The 15,759-nt window shown below is 69.5% G+C and carries 15 protein-coding genes; 6 read left to right on the top strand and 9 right to left on the bottom strand.

Annotated elements, in window-relative coordinates; genetic code table 11:
* Positions 1–70: 70 nt before the first annotated feature.
* From DS837_RS24510 to DS837_RS24475, 8 genes are all read right to left on the bottom strand, one after another.
* Positions 71–2,029, bottom strand: a complete 1,959-nt coding sequence (locus tag DS837_RS24510; RefSeq protein ID WP_149167120.1) for an O-linked N-acetylglucosamine transferase family protein — start codon at positions 2,027–2,029, stop codon at positions 71–73.
* A 103-nt stretch (positions 2,030–2,132) separates the two neighbouring features.
* Complete coding sequence (locus tag DS837_RS24505) at positions 2,133–2,540, bottom strand: RcnB family protein (protein ID WP_149167119.1); 408 nt, start codon at positions 2,538–2,540, stop codon at positions 2,133–2,135.
* Positions 2,541–2,657: 117 nt separating this feature from the next.
* The gene (locus DS837_RS24500) at positions 2,658–3,500 is read right to left on the bottom strand and encodes a GNAT family N-acetyltransferase (protein ID WP_149167118.1); all 843 of its coding nucleotides are present in this window, start codon (positions 3,498–3,500) and stop codon (positions 2,658–2,660) included.
* Positions 3,501–3,514: 14 nt separating this feature from the next.
* Positions 3,515–4,261 carry an aspartate/glutamate racemase family protein gene (locus tag DS837_RS24495; RefSeq protein WP_149167117.1) on the bottom strand — a complete coding sequence of 249 codons (747 nt, stop codon included), beginning with the start codon at positions 4,259–4,261 and terminating at the stop codon, positions 3,515–3,517.
* 13 nt (positions 4,262–4,274) lie between these two features.
* Positions 4,275–5,114 carry an ABC transporter permease gene (locus DS837_RS24490; RefSeq protein WP_149167116.1) on the bottom strand — a complete coding sequence of 280 codons (840 nt, stop codon included), beginning with the start codon at positions 5,112–5,114 and terminating at the stop codon, positions 4,275–4,277.
* A gap of 3 nt (positions 5,115–5,117) precedes the next feature.
* Positions 5,118–6,041: an ABC transporter permease gene (locus tag DS837_RS24485; protein WP_137104899.1), complete on the bottom strand. Its 924-nt coding sequence runs from the start codon at positions 6,039–6,041 to the stop codon at positions 5,118–5,120.
* A gap of 163 nt (positions 6,042–6,204) precedes the next feature.
* Entirely contained in the window at positions 6,205–7,536 is a 1,332-nt protein-coding gene (locus tag DS837_RS24480) for an ABC transporter substrate-binding protein (protein WP_211102407.1), read from the bottom strand.
* A gap of 64 nt (positions 7,537–7,600) precedes the next feature.
* Positions 7,601–8,602: an ABC transporter ATP-binding protein gene (locus DS837_RS24475; RefSeq protein ID WP_149167115.1), complete on the bottom strand. Its 1,002-nt coding sequence runs from the start codon at positions 8,600–8,602 to the stop codon at positions 7,601–7,603.
* A 267-nt stretch (positions 8,603–8,869) separates the two neighbouring features.
* Between DS837_RS24475 and DS837_RS24470 the strand changes: the two genes are divergently transcribed.
* The 6 genes from DS837_RS24470 to DS837_RS24445 all read left to right on the top strand — a co-directional run bounded on the left by DS837_RS24470 (position 8,870) and on the right by DS837_RS24445 (position 14,728).
* Positions 8,870–9,637, top strand: coding sequence for a GntR family transcriptional regulator (locus DS837_RS24470; RefSeq protein ID WP_247890107.1), 768 nt, complete (start codon positions 8,870–8,872; stop codon positions 9,635–9,637).
* A 41-nt stretch (positions 9,638–9,678) separates the two neighbouring features.
* Positions 9,679–10,818, top strand: a complete 1,140-nt coding sequence (gene hemH, locus DS837_RS24465; RefSeq protein ID WP_149167114.1) for a ferrochelatase — start codon at positions 9,679–9,681, stop codon at positions 10,816–10,818.
* Positions 10,819–10,933: 115 nt separating this feature from the next.
* Positions 10,934–11,854 (top strand): glycine betaine ABC transporter substrate-binding protein OsmF, encoded by a 921-nt coding sequence (gene osmF, locus DS837_RS24460; RefSeq protein ID WP_149167113.1) that lies wholly within the window; start codon positions 10,934–10,936, stop codon positions 11,852–11,854.
* A 17-nt stretch (positions 11,855–11,871) separates the two neighbouring features.
* Entirely contained in the window at positions 11,872–13,044 is a 1,173-nt protein-coding gene (locus DS837_RS24455; RefSeq protein WP_149167112.1) for an ABC transporter permease, read from the top strand.
* The gene (locus DS837_RS24450) at positions 13,041–13,979 is read left to right on the top strand and encodes an ABC transporter ATP-binding protein (protein ID WP_149167111.1); all 939 of its coding nucleotides are present in this window, start codon (positions 13,041–13,043) and stop codon (positions 13,977–13,979) included. The genes DS837_RS24455 and DS837_RS24450 overlap by 4 nt, the downstream gene beginning before the upstream one ends.
* Complete coding sequence (locus DS837_RS24445) at positions 13,976–14,728, top strand: ABC transporter permease (RefSeq protein ID WP_282187587.1); 753 nt, start codon at positions 13,976–13,978, stop codon at positions 14,726–14,728. The genes DS837_RS24450 and DS837_RS24445 overlap by 4 nt, the downstream gene beginning before the upstream one ends.
* A 15-nt stretch (positions 14,729–14,743) precedes the next feature.
* On the opposite strand, the gene DS837_RS24440 is transcribed toward DS837_RS24445, so the two are convergent.
* The gene (locus DS837_RS24440; RefSeq protein ID WP_247890106.1) at positions 14,744–15,730 is read right to left on the bottom strand and encodes a hypothetical protein; all 987 of its coding nucleotides are present in this window, start codon (positions 15,728–15,730) and stop codon (positions 14,744–14,746) included.
* Positions 15,731–15,759: the final 29 nt, after the last annotated feature.

Raw genomic sequence — 15,759 nt, 5'->3', positions numbered from 1 at the left:
TCAACGCATGTTCGGCGCCGTTGTGCCAGGGCGTATCGGAAGGACTCCCTTTGGCACGGCCACGGCCCCCTTACGGTTCGCGCCACATCGACCGATAGGCCTCCTCCAGCGACCGGGCGAAGGCCGGCGCGTCGCACAGCGGGGACTGGCGTAGGCGTTCCCGCAGGCCGGCGCGCAGGGCGGCCAGGGACTCCAGGTCGCCGACGAGGGCGGCGGTCTTGGCGACGTAGTCCTCCGGGGTGTCCGCCACCAGCCGGTCGGCGAGGCCGAGCGTTTCCAGGAAGCTGACCCCGATCCGCCCCGCCCAGCGGTCGCCGCGCAGGGTCACCACCGGCACGCCCATCCACAGGCTCTCGGCCGTCGTCGTGCCGCCGCCGAAGGGGGTGGGGGACAGCGCGAGGTCGATGCCGTTATGGCTGCGGAAATAGTCGACCCGCGGCGTCTTCCCCTCCATGCGCAGGCGGTTCGGCGCGATACCGTGCGCGGCGAACTGGTCGCGCAGGGCCTGACGCACCCCGTAATCGCCGAACTCCCGCGATTTCAGCAGCAAGCGGGCTTGCGGCAGGGCGGCCAGGACGTGCGCCCACAGCGCGACGGTTGGGCGGGTGATCTTGGCCCGGTTGTGGAAGGCGCCGAGCGTGACCGGACCGCCGCTGAGCGCCGGGAGTGGCCCGACCGGCACATCCTCCGCCGGCGGGGTGAAACACAAATAGCTGTCAGGCAGGCGCCAGACCTTCTCGGTGAAGAACCGCTCCTCCCCCGGCGGCAGGACGTGGCGGTCGGCGATGATCCAGTCCATGGCCGGCAGGCCGGTCGTCCCGAAATAGCCGAGCCAACTCGCCTGGACCGGCGCGGGCCGCCGGGCGAACAGGGTGAGGCGGTTGTTTCCCGTATGGCCGGACAGGTCGACGAGGATGTCGATGCCGTCCCGCCGGATCAGGTCAGCCACCGCCCCGTCGTCCATGCCGACGATCGGGCGCCATCCGTCGGCGGCCGCGCGAAGGCTCTCCGTCACGTCGTCGGTCCGGCCGTTGTTGGCATAAGCGAAGGCGGTAACCGCCTTGCGGTCGTGCGCCTTCAGGACGCTTTCCAGGAAGTAGCCGACGGGATGGCTGTTGAAGTCGCTGGAGACGTAGCCGATGCGCAGCGGGCGGGGGCGGTCGTCGCGGACCACCGGAGCGGCCGCCGGGAGTGAGCCGCCGCTTCGTTCGGCCCAGTCGCGGGCGGCAGTAAGGAAATCAGCGTTCCCGCACTCCGGCACATAATGCTGCGCCATCAGAACGTTGCTGTGCGCCATCGGGTAGTCCGGACAGTGCGTCAACGCCGAACGGTAGGCGGCCATGGCCTGCTCCAGATGCCCTTGTCCTTTCAGCGTGTTGCCGAGGTTGGACCAGGCCAGGGCGAAATCGGGCCGGAAGGTCAGGGCGACGCGGTGGGCCGCTGCCGCTTCGCCCAGCCGGCCCTGCAGGTCCAGGGCGTAGCCGAGGTTGCAATGGGCGTCGGCGTTGGCCGGCGCCGCCTGGATGGCGTCGGTGAAGGCGGCGATGGCGGCGTCAATCTGCCCGACCTCCAGGAACAACGAGCCGAGGTTGTTCAGCGCCTCCACAAAGCCGGGCTGGAGCGCAATGGCCTGACGGTAGGCGGCGACGCTTTCGTTGGGCCGACGTTGAAGGCGAAACAGATTGCCCAGCCGGAAATGAATGTCCGCCCGGTCCGGGCCGAGGCGCAGCGCCGCCATCAGGGCGTCCAGGGCCTCGTCCACGCGGCCCGCGTCGAGCAGGGCGGAGCCGAGATTCAGGTGGTACTCCAGCGCGTCCCGGATGGACAGGGCGGTGCGGATGCTGGCGATGCCGGAGTCGTGGTCGCCGTGTTCGGACTGCAGCACGCCCAGCAGATGCCAAGCGTCGGGGTTCCGCGGCTCACGCTTCAGGATCTGGCGGTACGCCCGCTCCGCCTCGCCGCCGCGGCCGTCGTTGTGCAGGGTCAGGGCATCGGTGAGCGAGGGCCAGGGGCTGCGGCGGTCCGTCATGGAGCGTCCATCTTGAGGAGCGTGCATCGCGGGGAAGGGCGGTGCAACTCGGGGGAGAGTAGACCGCCTGGCCATGGCACGTCCATGAGGGAAGGGCGGGTTCTCACCGGAACAGGCCGGGGACGATCCGGACCATGACGCCCGATCCGGACGCCACCAGAACGGCGTCCGACCCGGCGCGGACCCAGTGATGGCCGCGCGGCGGCCGGTGCAGATGATAAGCGGCGGGCGTGGCGATGACGTAACGCCGCGACGCATAGGCGGCGGGCAGGCGGTCGCCGGGCCTCCAATGCCGCGCCGCGCGGTGGACGGGCGGAGGCGGGCGGTGCAGATCGGGGCGGTGCAGATCGGGGCGGTGCAGGTCGGGGCCGCGGTGGTCCCGCTCCATCCGCGGCGGCTCGCGATGATCCTGTCCCCAGCCGGCGGCGGCGGCGTCTTGGGTGCCCAGGCCGACCAGCACGGAGGCGGCGGTCAAGGCGGTGGTCATGGCGGCGATCAGGATGCGCGACATGGGGGTGTCCCTCTTCTCATCAGGCCGGGATCGTGATCCCGATGCCTTCGATGCTGCGCGTCCCCTGTTGCCGGCGTGTGTCCGGCGCTCCCCTGTTTGGTAACGGACTGTTACGGCTCAACCCAACTCAAAGGTCGTCACGCCGTACAGGCGCGCGGTGTCGATGGTTGGGGCTGGGCCGAGATACATGCGGGCGGTTTCGAATTGCGGGGTCAGGCCCAACTCTTCCGCCAGCAGGACGGCGTCGCGGTTGACCTCCGGCACGTCGAGGAAGATAGGACCCTCTCCCGCCGTAGCGGCGAGCGCCAGCGCCAGATCACGCGCCGTGCCGCGGTCGGCGGCGTAGAGCGGGCCGATTTTGCTGCCGCTGTGGCAGGGGCGGATCACCCCGAAGCCGCGCAACGCCCCGTCGACCACGGCGGCCAACGCGGAGGCGCCGGGCAGCGTGATCCAGTTGGACAGGAAGCCAGCGCGCGGCGCCGGGAACAGCGCGCGGTCCCAGTCGAGCAGCCGGTCGAAGGGCACCGTCCGCGCGTCCACCAGCGCCGCGGCGGAGGAGGTTCCGGCGGGCGGCGCTCCGCCGTAGCGGATGTTGCGATGGGCCAGCGCGAAGCCGGACTTGCGGTAGTTGTCCTGCTGCGCCACCACCCCGTCCAGTCCGACGGTGCAGCCCTCCAGATGCCTCAGCCCGGCCCGCCAGAGGTCCCAGCCGAGGCCGCGCCCGCGCATCCCGGGCCGCACGATGTAGAAGCCGAGGAAGCCGAAGTTCTCGGGATAGCGGACGACGGAAAGGCAGGCCGCCGGCTTGCCGTCCAGCTCCCCGATCAGGAAGCCTTCGGGGTCCACGGCGTGGAAGGCCCCGGCGTCGTGCAGGCCGGGGTTCCAGCCCTCCGCCCGCGCCCAGTCGACGGCCAGATCCAGCTCGGTCCGGCTCATCACGCGCACGCGGTAGCCTTCCATGGCGTCCCTCCGGTTCAGGGCTGCGGGGCGGGGGCAAAGCGCGCCATGTCCCCGGCGTAGGGTTTGGGCAGGGGGAAAGCGTAACCGCCGGTCTTGCCGGTGCGCAAGCCCAGCGCGGCCAGCCCCTCCACCAGCTTCACCGCGGCGGTGACGCCGTCCACCACCGGCACGCCCATCTCGGCGGTCAGGGCACGCGCCAGATCGGCCATGCCGGCGCAGCCCAGAACGACGCTCTCCGCCCCATCCTCCGCGATGGCTTGGCGGATGGTGTCGCGCACCCGCTCCACGGCGCCCGACGCCGGGTCCTCCAGCGCCAGCACCGGCACGCCGGCGGCGCGCACCCGGCAGCGTCCGGCCACGCCGTAGCGCTCCGCCAGATGCTCCAGCGCCGGGACGGAGCGCGGCATGGTGGTGACCAAGCTGAACCGCCCGCCGAGCAGGGTGGCGGTCTTCATCGCCGCCTCGCAGATGCCGACCACCGGGACGGCGGCGAGGCAGCGCGCGGCGTCGAGCCCGACATCGTCGAAGCAGGCGATCACCACGCCGTCGATGCCGGGGGCCGTGCGCTCATGGGCGGCGATCACCTCCAGCAGGCCGGGGACGGCGAGCGCCTCGTCGTAATAGCCCTCGATGCTGGCGGGCCCCATGGCTGGGTTGGCCGCGACGATCTCCGTTCCCGGCGCCGCGACGGCACGGGCGGCGGCCCCGGCCTTCTCGGTCATCGAGGCTGTGGTGTTGGGATTGACGACCAGGATGCGCATGATCAGTCCTTCCTCAACCGGCGGCGCCGGTCCGCCGCAGCCGGCGGCGGCGCAGGATCATCACCCCGGCGAGGAACAGGCCGATGACGGTGAAGGAGAACAGCGTCGTCAGCGTGCCCAGCGCGTAGAGCACCGGCGTCGTGACGTTGGTGGTCATGCCGTAGATCTCCAGCGGCAGCGTGTTGAAGGACCCCGCGGTCATCAGCGTGCGCGCGAACTCGTCGTAGGACAGGGTGAAGCCGAACAGCCCGACGCCGATCAGGCTGGGCAGCAGGATGGGCAGAACCACATGGCGCACCGTTTGCCAGGGCGTGGCGCCGAGGTCGCGCGCCGCCTCCTCGTAGGCCGGGTTGAAGCGGTTGAAGATGGCGAAGACGATCAGCAGGCCGAAGGGCAGCGTCCAGGTCAGATGCGCGCCGAGCGCCGATCCGTACCAGGTCGGCTCGATGCCGAGGATGTTGAAGAGCAGGCCGATGCCCAGGCTGACCAGGATCGACGGCACAATCAGGCTCGCCACCGCCAGATAGAACAGCGCCCCGCTGCCCAGGAAGCGTCGGCGGAAGGCGAAGCCGGCGAGCAGCGAGAACAGCACCGTTAGCACCATCACCGTCAGTCCCAGCGCGATGGAGCGGCGGAAGGAGCCGCCGAAATCGCCGACCGCCTGCTGCTCGAACAGGTTCTTGAACCAGTGGATGGAGACGCCGTTCATCGGGAAGGTCAACCCGCCCTCCGGCCCCTGGAAGGACAGGATGGTGATGGTGGCGATCGGCCCGTAGAGGAACAGGACGAACAGCCCGAAGAAGGCGGCGAGCAGGTAGAAGGACAGGCCGCGCCGGTTGCCGGTGCCGGTCATCGCTTACAGCTCCTTGCGGATGTCGACGATGCGCAGCATCGCCACGACCATGATGAGGACGACGGCCAGCAGCACGACCGCGTTCGCGGCGGCGGCGGGATACTGGAGCAGCGAGATCTCGTTGGCGATCATCAGCCCGATCGAGGCGCTCTGCCCGCCGCTCATCAGGCGGACGGTGATGAAATCGCCCATCACCAGCGTGACCACAAAGATGGAGCCGATGGCGATGCCCGGCTTGGCCAGCGGCAGGATGACGTTCCACACCACCTGCGCCGCGCTGGCGCCGCCGTCGCGCGCCGCCTCGACCAGGGCGCGGTCGATGCGCATCATCGAATTGAAGATCGGCACCACCATGAACAGCGCGTAGAGGTGCACGAAGGCCAGCACCACCGCGAAGTCCGAGAACAGCAGGAACTCCAGCGGCTGGTCGATCAGCCCGGCGGAGATCAGTCCGGAGTTCAGCAGCCCGTTGCGCCCGAGGAAGGGAATCCACGAGATCATGCGGATGATGTTGGAGGTCCAGAAGGGGATCGTGCAGACCAGGAACAGCACCATTTGCCAGGTCGTGGACTGGACGTGGAAGGCCAGGAAATAGGCCACTGTGAAGCCGATCAGCAGCGTGATGACCCAGGTCAGCGCCGCGAATTTCACCGTGTTCAGGTAGGTCTTCCAGGTGACCGGGGAGGTCAGCAGCTCCTCGTAATTGGTCAGCACGAAGTCCGGGTAGATGCGGATGCTGTCGTAGTCCCAGAAGCTGACCGCGACGATGGTCAGGATGGGGATCAGCAGGAAGACCAGCAGCGTCAAGGCCAGCGGCCCGGCCTGAAGATAGGGGGCGACCCGGCGCAGCACGGAACGGCGCACCCCGCCGCCCCGCGGTGCCGCGGACGCGCTGGACGCTTCGGATGGGACGGCGGAGACGGTCATGGCGGAGGGGTCCGGTGCCGTGGGGGAGTGAAGGGAATTTGCGGTGCCCCCTCCCTGACCCTCCCCCGCCTTCGGCGAGGGAGGGGATGATCCCCCTCTCCCGCGAAGCGGGGGAGGGAAGGGGCCCGCGGCCGCGCCGCGGGAAGGGAGGGGGCCTCGTGCCTTACGCCGCGACGAACTCGTTCCACTTGCGGACCATGTAGCGGTCCTCGTCCATCACCGCGTTCCAGCAGGCGACGCGGCCCATGCGGTCCTGGAACGACCCGCCGTCGCGCACCGCGCCGGCCTTCTCCATCACCTTGCCTTCGGGGCTGAGGATGTCGGTCTTGGCCGGCTGGCCCTCCATCCAGAAGGCCCACTCGTCCGGCGACATGTGCTCCTTCGCGGTGTCGAGCACGGCGGAGTAATAGCCCTGGCGGTTCAGATACGCGCCGACCCAGCCCGACAGGTACCAGTTGATGTACTCGTAGGCCGCTTCCAGCTCCAGCCCGCTCAGATGCTTGGCGATGCCGAGGCCGCCGCCCCAGGCGCGGTAGCCTTCCTTCAGCGGCTGGTAGAGGCACTGGATGCCCTTGGCGCGCACGGCGGCGACGGCCGGCGACCACATCGACTGGATGATGACCTCGCCTGACGACATCAGGTTGACGCTCTCGTCGAAGGTCTTCCAGAAGGCGCGGAACTGCCCGGCCTTCTTGGCGTCGGTCATGATCTTGAGGGTCTTGTCGATCTCCTCCTTGGTCATGTTGCCCTTGTCGCCGTACTTCACCTCGCCCATGGCCTCGCAGACCATGGCGGCGTCCATGATGCCGATGGAGGGGATGTTCAGGATCGACGCCTTGCCCTTGAAGGCCGGGTCGAGCAGGTCCTTCCAGCTGCTGATCGGGCGGCCGACCAGATCGGGGCGGATGCCCAGCGTGTCGGCGTTGTAGATGGTCGGGATCAGCGTCATCCACTGGGTCGCCGACTTGGCGAACTTGATGCTGTCCTTGCCCTCCACGAAGCCGACGGTGTGCGGCGCGGTGCCCTGGGCGACGGCGCTCTCCGGGGTCAGCTTGCCGTTGACGAAGATCGGGACGATCTTGTCGAAGTTCTTGATCTTGGAGACGTCCATCGGCTGCATCACGCCGGCCGGGAAGACCTTCTTGCAGATCCAGTATTCGATGTCGGCAATGTCGTAGGACTTCGGCTGGGTCACCGCGCGCTGGGCCACCGCGTCCGAATCGAGCGCGGTCATCTGCAGGGTGAAACCCAGATCCTCCTTCACCTTGTCGGCGACGGCGTTCAGGTTCGACACGCCGGTGCCGAACTGGCGCAGCGTGACGTTCTTGATGTTCTGCGCCCAGATGGTGGGGAAGCCGGTGATCGCCCCCGACCCGATGGCGACACCCGCGGCGGCGGCGGTGCCCTTCAGCAGCGTGCGGCGGCTGACGCCCGTGGTGGTCCCGCCCTTGGTGATTCCGGCGGAAAGGGGCGAGCCGGTGCGCGTCTCGGTCATGCTCTGTGCCTCCAGTATGGTCGGTCGGTTTTTGGGAGTCGGTTCTTGGGGATTGGTCGGGAAATCAGGCAACCAGGGGGTGGACGTCGCGCGCTTTCCAGCCCGCGGTCACGCGGTCGCCGATGGCAAGCGGGGCGTCGTAGAAACGGGATTCGTCCAGCACCACGGCGAAGTCCTCGGCGCCCGGCACGTCGAGCGTCAGGTGGACCGACGCGCCGTGATACTCCAGCGCGCGGACGGTGCCTTCCAGTTGGTGGTCGGTCCCCTCAGCGGAAGTGGCCGGCTGGCCGAGCAGGATGCGGTCGGCCCGCACGGCCCGGCGGCCGGCGGCGTCCTCCACCACGTTGTGGCCGCCGATGAAGCGGGCGACGAAGGCGGTGCGCGGCTGGTTGAAGACCTCGCGCGGCGGGCCGGCCTGCTCGATCCGGCCCTGGTTCATCACCACCACGAGGTCGGCCAGCGCCATCGCCTCGGTCTGGCTGTGGGTGACATGGACGAAGGTGATGCCGAGTTCCGTGTGCAGACGCTTCAGCTCCTCGCGCATGCGGATGCGCAGGAAGGGGTCGAGCGCCGACAGCGGCTCGTCGAGCAGGAGCACGCCCGGCCGGGTGATCAGCGCGCGGGCCAGCGCCACGCGCTGCTGCTGGCCGCCGGAGAGCTGGGCGGGCAGCCGGTCCGCGTACTGGGACATGTGGACGAGGTCCAGCATCTCCCGCGCGCGGCGCCGCCGCTCCTCCTTCGCGACACCCTTCATCTTTAGGCTGAAGGCGACGTTGTCGGTGCAGTCCAGGTGCGGGAACAGGGCGTAGCTCTGGAACATCATGGCGGTGCCGCGGCGGGCCGGCGGCTCCCCGTTCACCACCGTGTCGCCGATCAGCAGGTCGCCGTCGGAGATGTCCTCATGCCCGGCGATCATGCGCAGCGTGGAGGTCTTGCCGCAGCCGCTGGGGCCGAGCAGGCAGCAGTAGGCGCCGGCGGCGATGCGCAGGTCGATGCCATCGACGGCGACGGTGGAGCCGTAGAACTTGCGCAGCTTCACCAGCTCGACAGTCGATCCGGTGGTCATGGCTCTCTCCCGTTTTGTGCACAATCCGCAGGTCCCGCTGCGGCTGTCGAGACTGTCCGCAAGTTCCATGCCAGCGTGCAAATGGCGGAATTCCGCGACTTTTCGGCGGCGACAATCAGCGATTGGTCAGGATTTCAGCGCTGTGGCGCGAAATTGTGCATGGGTGAACTGTGCCCGATGCATGGGCAAGGCGCGGCGACCGTGTTTGTCCGCTGGTCCGTTTTGTGCACAATCTGCGGCAACGAATTGAACAGCGCCCGTGCCGTCATGAAAACTGTCCTGAGCGCCCCCCGCCGCGCCGTTCGCGGGCGGGGGGAGGGGGCGGAGGCCCGCATCGTCCGCAGCATCGGCGAGGCCATCGCCGACCGCCGGCTGCCGCCCGGCACCAAGCTGGCGGAGGAGAGCTTGGCCGAGGTGTTCGGCGTCAGCCGCGAGCGGGTGCGCAAGGTGCTGCTGCTGCTGGCGCAGCGGCGCGTGGTGACGCTGATCCCCAACCGCGGCGCCTTCGTCGCCAAGCCCACCGCGCGGGAGGCGCGCGAGGTGTTCGAGGCCCGCCGCGTGATCGAGCGCGCCGTGGTCGAGGCGCTGGAGCGCACCCCCCGCCCCCTGCCGGACGAGATGTCGGCGAAGCTGCGCGCCCATCTGGCGCGGGAGGAGGAGGCCGACCGGGCCGGCGACCGCATGGCGCTGATCCGCCTGTCGGGGCAGTTCCATCACCTGCTGGCCGACTTCGCCGGGAACGCCACGCTGGCCGGCATCCTGGCCGACCTGATCGACCGCTCCAGCCTCGCCATCGCGGCGTTCGAGCGGCGGTCCTCCCACTCCTGCTCCGCCACCGAGCACCGACGCTTCGTCGAGGCGCTGGAGTCCGGCCCGCCGGGTGCTGCGATGCGGCTGATGATGGAGCATCTCGACGAAGTGGAGAGGCAACTCGACCTCGACGCGCGGTCGGACGGTGCGGTCGATCTGAAATCCGTTTTCGCGGATCGGCCGGCGGACCGGACGGAAGAGCCTGTCCGAACGGCCGGAGGATAGCCCGGCCCTATCGACCGCATAGGGACAAAGGGCTGCTTCCGATGGGTTCGGCCCGCTATTATGCTGCCCGCCGCGACATCGAGGTGACCGACATCATGCAGCCTATCTCCAAGCCCGCCGACCATCCGCCGGTTCCCGCGCGCCGCGTCGGTGTGCTTCTGATGAATCTCGGAACGCCGGAGGCGACCGACTACTGGTCGATGCGCCGCTACCTGAAGGAGTTCCTGTCGGACCCCCGCGTGATCGAGGTGCCGAAGGCGGTCTGGTGGCCGGTGCTGAACGGCATCATCCTGACCGTGCGTCCAGGCAAGAGCGGCCATGCCTACAAAAGCATCTGGAACGAGGAGCGCAACGAAAGCCCGCTGAAGACCGTCACCCGCGCCCAGGCGGAGGGTGTCGCGGCGGCGCTGGCGGCGCGGCACGGCGACAGCGTGGTGGTGGACTGGGCCATGCGCTATGGCCAGCCGGCGGTTGGCCCGGCGATCCAGCGGCTGAAGGACCGGGGCTGCGACCGCATCCTGCTGTTCCCGCTCTACCCGCAATATTCGGCGACCACGACGGCCACGGCCAACGATCAGGCCTTCCGCCAGCTGATGACCATGCGCTGGCAGCCGGCGGTGCGCACCGTCCCCGCCTATCACGACGAGCCGGGCTACATCGAGGCGCTGGCCCGCTCGGTGGTGCGGCACATCGCGGCGCTGGACCACACGCCGGACGTGCTGCTGGCGAGCTTCCACGGCCTGCCGAAGGTCTATCTCGACCGCGGCGACCCCTACCACTGCTTCTGCGTGAAGACCGCACGCCTGCTGGCCGAGCGGCTGGGCTGGGAGCCGGGACGCGTGCAGTACAGCTTCCAGTCGCGCTTCGGCAAGGCGGAGTGGCTGAAGCCCTACACCGACAAGACGGTCGAGGAGCTGGCCCGCGCCGGCAAGACCAAGATCGCGGTGATCGCGCCGGGCTTCTCCGCCGACTGCGTGGAGACGCTGGAGGAGATCCAGTTCCAGGTGAAGGACGCCTTCATGGCGGCGGGTGGCGAGCGCTTCACCTACATCCCCTGCCTGAACGACCATCCCGACCATGTCATCTTCCTGGCCGATCTTGTCGAGCGCGAGCTGGGCGGCTGGGTGGACGGCGCCGGGGCGCGGGCGGCCCGCGATGCGGAGGACCACGTCACGGCGTGACCCTCTTCTCCAAAATGGAGGGCCGCACAGGCGGAAAGGGTGGGTTGCCGGGGCGGCCCGGCTTCCCCATGCTGGCGGACGGACAGATTGGACGATGGTTGGGAGGATGCGGGGGATGCGGCGTGTGGTTCGGGCGGTAGCCGCCCTGGCGCTGGGAGCGCTGCTGACGGTGGGGAGCGCCGCGGCGGCGGACAAGGTCCGTGTCGGATCGAAGCTGGACGCCGAAAGCGGCCTGCTCGGCACGATGATCCTGCAGGTGCTGGAGGCCAACGGCATTCCGGTCGAGAACAAGATCCAGCTCGGCCCCACCCGGATCGTGCGCAGCGCCCTACTTGCCGGAGAGATCGACGTCTATCCGGAATACACGGGCAACGGCGCCTTCTTCTTCAACCTCGACAGCGATCCGGCCTGGAAAAACGCCGCCGCCGGCTATGAGACGGTGAAGCAGCTCGACCGGGACAAACACAACATCGTCTGGCTGACCCCGGCCCCGGCGAACAACACCTGGGCCATCGCGCTGCGCCGCGACGTGGCGGCGCCCAACAATCTCGCCAGCATGGAGGATTTCTCGCGCTGGGTCGGTGCCGGCGGCACGGCGAAGCTCGCCGCCTCGGCGGAGTTCGTGGAAAGCCCGGCGGCGCTGCCCTCCTTCCAGAAATCCTACGGCTTCACGTTGAAGCCCGACCAGATCCTGGTGCTGGCCGGCGGCGACACGGCGGCGACCATCCGCGCGGCGGCGGAGGGCACGTCCGGCGTCAACACCGCCATGGTCTACGGCACGGACGGCGCCATCGCCGCGCTGGACCTCGTGGTCATGAAGGACACCAAGAACGCGCAGATGGTCTACGCCCCGGCCCCGACCATCCGCGACGGGGTGCTGGATGCCCATCCCAAGATCCGCGACCTGCTGGACCCGGTCTTCAAGTCCCTCGACACCGAGACCCTGCGCGGGCTGAACGCCAAGATTTCCGTGGAGGGGCAGGACCCGCGCGCGGTCGCCACGACGTACCTGAAGTCGAAAGGCTTCCTGAACTGACGGCCTGAACCTACGGAATGGCCCGCGTTCGTTTGATCCACAACCGCGTCGCCCTGCTGCTCGCCGTCATGACCGTGGCGGCGGCGCTCGGGTTGCCGTTCCTCGGCTTCGCGCCAAATCGGCTGCTGTCGGGCAAGGCCATCGCGCTGAGCGCGGTGGCGGGCGCCGGGTGGAGCGGGGCGGCGCTGCTGCCGGTCGCCCTGCTGCTGGCCGTGCCCTTCCTGCGGGCGGGCCGGGCGGTGAATGCCCTGTATGTCGGGGCGGGCGTTCTGGCGGCGGCGGGGCTGGTCTGGCTGGCCGGGCAGCACGCCGCACAACTCGCCGCGACGGCCAGCCCGGCGGCGCGGACCTCCTTCGGGGCGGGCTTCTGGGTGATGGAGGCGGCGGCTCTGCTTGCTGTTCTCGACGGGGTACGGCGGCTGGGGCTGGGGCCTGCCGGGCGGGTCGCCGTGGGCGCTCTGGCAGCGGCGCTGATCGGCGGGCAGTTCGCCGCCGGGCATCTCGACCAGCTCTCGATCATGAAGGAATACGCCAACCAGCGGGACGTCTTCGCCGGGGCCGTGCTGCGCCACGCCGCCCTGGTCGCCGCGGCCCTGGCACCGACCCTGCTGATCGGCGTGCCGCTGGGAATCGCCGCGCAGCGCTCCCCCGCCGTGGGGCGGCTGGTCTTCCCGGTGCTGAACGTCGTGCAGACGATTCCGTCCATCGCCCTGTTCGGGCTGCTGCTGGCCCCGCTGTCGGCGCTGGCCGCCGCCTTTCCGGGGCTGGGCATCGGCGGGGTGGGGCCGGTGCCGGCGGTGATCGCGCTGACGCTCTATTCGCTGCTGCCCATCGCGCGCAACACCGCCGCCGGGCTGGCCGGCGTGCCGGAGCCGGTGCGGGAGGCGGCGCGCGGCATCGGCATGACTCCACGCCAAATCTTCTGGCGGGTCGAGGCGCCGCTGGCCCTGCCGGTGTTCCTGGCCGGGCTGCGGATCACGCTGGTCCAGGCGGTCGGGCTGGCCGCGGTGGCGGCGCTGATCGGCGCCGGCGGGCTGGGGGCGATCATGTTCCAGGGGCTGTTCGCCAACGCGCTGGACCTCGTGCTGCTGGGGGCGGTGCCGGTGATCCTGCTGGCCGTCGCCGCCGACGCGGCGCTGAAGCTGGCCTCGGCGCTGGCGCTGTCGCGACTCGGGAGGCCGGCGGCGTGATCAACTTCGAGGGAGTGACCAAGCGGTTCGGCGCGTGGACCGCCGTGGACGACCTGTCGCTGACCGTGGCGGCGGGTGAGTTCCGCGTGCTGATCGGACCGTCCGGATCCGGCAAGTCGACGGTGCTGCGGATGATGAACCGCTTGATCGCACCGGACGCCGGGACCATCCGGGTGGAGGGCGAGGACATCGCCCGCCTGAAGCCGGAAGCGCTGCGCCGCCGCATGGGCTACGTGATCCAGAGCATCGGGCTGTTTCCGCACTGGACGGTGGAGCGCAACATCGCCGCCGTGCCGGACCTGCTCGGCTGGCCCAAGGCGCGGGTGCGCGACCGGGTGACCGAACTTCTCACTCTGCTGAATCTCGACCCGAAGCGCTACCGCGGCGCCTACCCGCACCAGCTGTCCGGCGGGCAGCAGCAGCGCGTCGGCGTCGCCCGCGCGCTGGCGGCGGAGCCGCACATCCTGCTGATGGATGAGCCGTTCAGCGCGCTCGACCCGATCACCCGCGGCGCCTTGCAGGCGGAGATGGCGGCGATCCACAAGGCGACCGGGACCACCATCGTCTTCGTCACCCACGACATGGACGAGGCGCTGGCGCTGGCCAGCCGGATCGCCGTGCTGGACCGCGGGCGGCTGGTGCAGACCGGCACGCCGCTCGACATCCTGACCGATCCCGCCGACGACCGGGTGCGCGATCTGGTGGGGCGCGAGGATTGGGGGCTGAAGCGGCTGGCCGTGGAGACGGTGGCGGAGCGGATGCGCCCCGGCGAAACGGCGCCGGGCGATCCCCTGGCGGCGGGGGCGTCGCTGCGTCAGGCGCTGGCCGCAATGGTGGCGCGCGGGACCGACCGGCTACCCGTTGCGGACGGGCAGGGACGCCCGGCGGGCGCGCTCCACCTCGCCGACCTGCTGCGCGGGCCGGGCCGGTCGTGAGCCGCCTGCGAAGTCTGCTGGCGGACCGGCTGGCGCTGGGGCTCCTCGTCCTGGCGGCGCTGGTGCTGGGGATGCCGGCGCTGAAGCCACTGTTCGCCGCAGCCTTCCCGGCGCTCGACCGGCCCTTGTACGAGGCGGACGGCTTCCTCGCCCTGACGCTGGACCATCTGGCATTGGCCGGCGGGGCGAGCCTGATCGCGGTGCTGCTCGGCGGGGCGGCGGGCATCGCGGTGACCCGGCCCTTCGGACGGGAGTTCCGCGGCATCCTCGACGCGGTGGCGGCGATGGGCCAGACCTTCCCGCCGGTGGCGGTGCTGGCCGTCTCGGTCCCCGTCCTCGGCTTCGGCCCGGCCCCGGCGCTGATCGCCCTGACCCTCTATGGACTGCTGCCCATCGTGGAGAACACCGTGGCCGGCCTGGAATCGGTGCCGGAACCGGTGCGCGAGGCCGCGCGCGGCATGGGCATGGGGCCGGGTGCCATGCTGTGGCGGGTAGAACTGCCGCTGGCCGCCCCGGTGATCCTGGCCGGGGTGCGGACGGCGGCGGTCGTCAACCTCGGCACGGCGGCCATCGCCTCCACAGTCGGGGCGAAGACGCTCGGCCTGCCGATCATCGTCGGGCTGAACGGCTCCAACCCAGCCTACGTCATCCAGGGTGCGGTGATCGTAGCCGCCCTGGCGGTGGTGCTGGACGCCGGCTTCGACCGGCTGGCGGCGCGCCTGACCCGCTGGCGAGCCGGCACCGATTGAGGCGCGGCCTGACGGTCACTTGTAGCCGAGCTTGCGCAAGGCCGTCTCGTCGAGCTTCCTGGCGCGCGGCAGCGTGTCCTCGTTCACGACTTTCAGCACATGCGTCCGGATGCTCTTCAGAGCGTCCGTGTAGGCGCCGCTGTCGATCCCGTTGAGAAAATCATTCCGCAGATGATCGTCGATGTTCAGGCCCTTGGCGCTGTTCTGGTTGATAAACACCTTGTAGAGCTTGGGTGCGTTCTTCTGATCAACGCCCTTGCGGGTGATCGAGAGGAACTCGATGTTCTCGCCGGTTTTCCCCTGCTCGGCGACGGCGTGCAACAGCAGCGTCAGCTTGTTGCTTTTCAGGATTTCCTCAATTCCCTTCTTTTCGAAGGGATTCACGAACGGACTGTCCTTGGTCTGCGCCTTCTGGTCCGCCTTCCGTTGCTTTTCATAGGCCGCTTCATCCTTCGCCAGCCGGGCGCTGATGTCCTTGCGATCCTTGGCGATGGCCTCCTCGAACGCCTTGATGAGCTTGGTTGTGACGCCCGGCACCGATTTGGCGAAGGCCAGAGCCTTCTTCGCCACCGTGGCCTTCGGGTGGGCCTTCGTCAGAACACCCAGATCCTTCGCGGCCTCCGCGGCCAGAGTGCCAACGGTCTTCAGTTTCCGGAGCAGGAGGGTGATGACCTTGGCCACCTCGGCTTCGTAGGTGCTGATGACGTCGTCGTCCAGCGGCTCCGGCTTGGCGAGGGCGTGCAGCATCACCCGGTTCCAGGTGATCGACTCGAACGCCTTTTCCGCGGCGGCAAGTCCCTCCAGGAACTTCGCACAGGCCGGGCGGTCCTGGCAGGTTCCCAGGCTGGCCGCCGCGACGCGCGGAATGAGTTCGTCCGGATATCCAATGATCTTCATGGCCTGCGCCTCCCTGCCGATTGCCGTGGGGAGCCTGCCGGACGGGCTTGGGCGGAGCAATTCGAGATCGGTCGGAATGACGGGAGTATCCGGCGCGATCTGCACCTTTGCGGACCGATCCCGCGGCGGAGCCT

This window comes from Azospirillum brasilense, assembly GCF_008365405.1.
In the GTDB taxonomy this organism is placed as follows: Bacteria; Pseudomonadota; Alphaproteobacteria; order Azospirillales; family Azospirillaceae; genus Azospirillum; species Azospirillum brasilense_D.
Note: the sequence above shows the minus strand (reverse complement) of the source record. Positions and strands in the feature narration are given on the sequence as shown.

Coding starts and splice junctions, on each gene's coding strand:
- DS837_RS24510 (WP_149167120.1), bottom strand. CDS start 2,029: ATGACGGACCGCCGCAGCCCCTGGCCCTCGCTCACCGATGCCCTGACC.
- DS837_RS24505 (WP_149167119.1), bottom strand. CDS start 2,540: ATGTCGCGCATCCTGATCGCCGCCATGACCACCGCCTTGACCGCCGCC.
- DS837_RS24500 (WP_149167118.1), bottom strand. CDS start 3,500: ATGGAAGGCTACCGCGTGCGCGTGATGAGCCGGACCGAGCTGGATCTG.
- DS837_RS24495 (WP_149167117.1), bottom strand. CDS start 4,261: ATGCGCATCCTGGTCGTCAATCCCAACACCACAGCCTCGATGACCGAG.
- DS837_RS24490 (WP_149167116.1), bottom strand. CDS start 5,114: ATGACCGGCACCGGCAACCGGCGCGGCCTGTCCTTCTACCTGCTCGCC.
- DS837_RS24485 (WP_137104899.1), bottom strand. CDS start 6,041: ATGACCGTCTCCGCCGTCCCATCCGAAGCGTCCAGCGCGTCCGCGGCA.
- DS837_RS24480 (WP_211102407.1), bottom strand. CDS start 7,536: ATGACCGAGACGCGCACCGGCTCGCCCCTTTCCGCCGGAATCACCAAG.
- DS837_RS24475 (WP_149167115.1), bottom strand. CDS start 8,602: ATGACCACCGGATCGACTGTCGAGCTGGTGAAGCTGCGCAAGTTCTAC.
- DS837_RS24470 (WP_247890107.1), top strand. CDS start 8,870: ATGAAAACTGTCCTGAGCGCCCCCCGCCGCGCCGTTCGCGGGCGGGGG.
- hemH (WP_149167114.1), top strand. CDS start 9,679: ATGGGTTCGGCCCGCTATTATGCTGCCCGCCGCGACATCGAGGTGACC.
- osmF (WP_149167113.1), top strand. CDS start 10,934: ATGCGGCGTGTGGTTCGGGCGGTAGCCGCCCTGGCGCTGGGAGCGCTG.
- DS837_RS24455 (WP_149167112.1), top strand. CDS start 11,872: ATGGCCCGCGTTCGTTTGATCCACAACCGCGTCGCCCTGCTGCTCGCC.